The organism is Caballeronia mineralivorans PML1(12), assembly GCF_001028175.1.
Lineage (GTDB): Bacteria > Pseudomonadota > Gammaproteobacteria > Burkholderiales > Burkholderiaceae > Caballeronia > Caballeronia mineralivorans.
Genome location: NZ_AEJF01000265.1, coordinates 1 through 995 on the forward strand (window position 1 = coordinate 1; position 995 = coordinate 995).

Genomic DNA, 995 nt, shown 5'->3' on the forward strand with positions numbered 1-995 from the left:
CCAGCTTGCGCGCCAGCGGCAGCCTGAGCGCGTCGCAGCTTCTTGAACAGCCACTGGCTCGCAAAGAACACAAATATCAACAGCAGAAGTTGGCGCATGATCTTACTAATAGTAGAGGCAACAAAAGCCCGATGATTCGAACAACCGCATCAAACGACCGCGCGATGCAGCAGCACTTCGAACACGAAGCGGCTACCCACGTAAGCGAGCAGCAACGCGACGAACGAAGCCAGCACCCAGCGTAACGCCGCTCGACCGCGCCAGCCCGACACGCGGCGTGCGGTCAGCAATGCGCCGAACATCAGCCACGACAGAATGGCGAACACGGTCTTGTGATCGAGTTTGAACGCTTTATCGACGAGTTGTTCGTTGAAGGCGACGCCCGAGATAAGCGTGAGCGTCAGCAGCACGAAGCCTGCCGAGATCAGGCGAAACAGCAATTTTTCCAGCGTGAGCAGCGGCGGCAAGGTATCGAGCCAGCTCGACACCCAGCTATTCGATGTATGCCGCGTGGTGGTCCCCCGCATGTTCTGCAGGCGCTTCTCGACCATCAGCATGAGGATGGCGTGGAGCGCGGCAATGGCAAACAAGCCATACGCGATGTTCGCAATCAGGAAGTGCAGCTTGAACATGGGCGCAGCGGAATACGACAACACGTGCACGCCGCCAAAGACCAGTGGCATCACCGACGCCACGCATGCAAGCGGTAGCACGAGCAGCCGCAAGCCGTCGAGCGGGAAGAAAAAGCTTTCTATCCAGTAGATGCCCGCGCCCAGCCAGAACATGGCGGAGAGCGCGAAGGCGAAGCCGAACACCATGGCATTCTGCGGAAAGATGGTGGTGTGCAGCAAGACACCGTGCACAAGCAACGCGACGCCCAGCAATACGCGTCCCATGGAACTCATGCCCGATGCCTTCGATGCCCGGCCGCTCTGCATGGTGTCGGCCATGTCCGTGCTCATTCCGCCGGCCAGGCGACCGCCCGCAGGCATGCC

At 60.0% G+C, this 995-nt stretch carries 1 protein-coding gene; it reads right to left on the reverse strand.

The annotated features are described in order from the left end of the window. Positions 1-149 precede the first annotated feature (149 nt). A partial coding sequence (locus EOS_RS42575) for a cytochrome C assembly family protein (RefSeq protein ID WP_053064268.1) occupies positions 150-995 on the reverse strand: 846 nt, incomplete at its 5' end.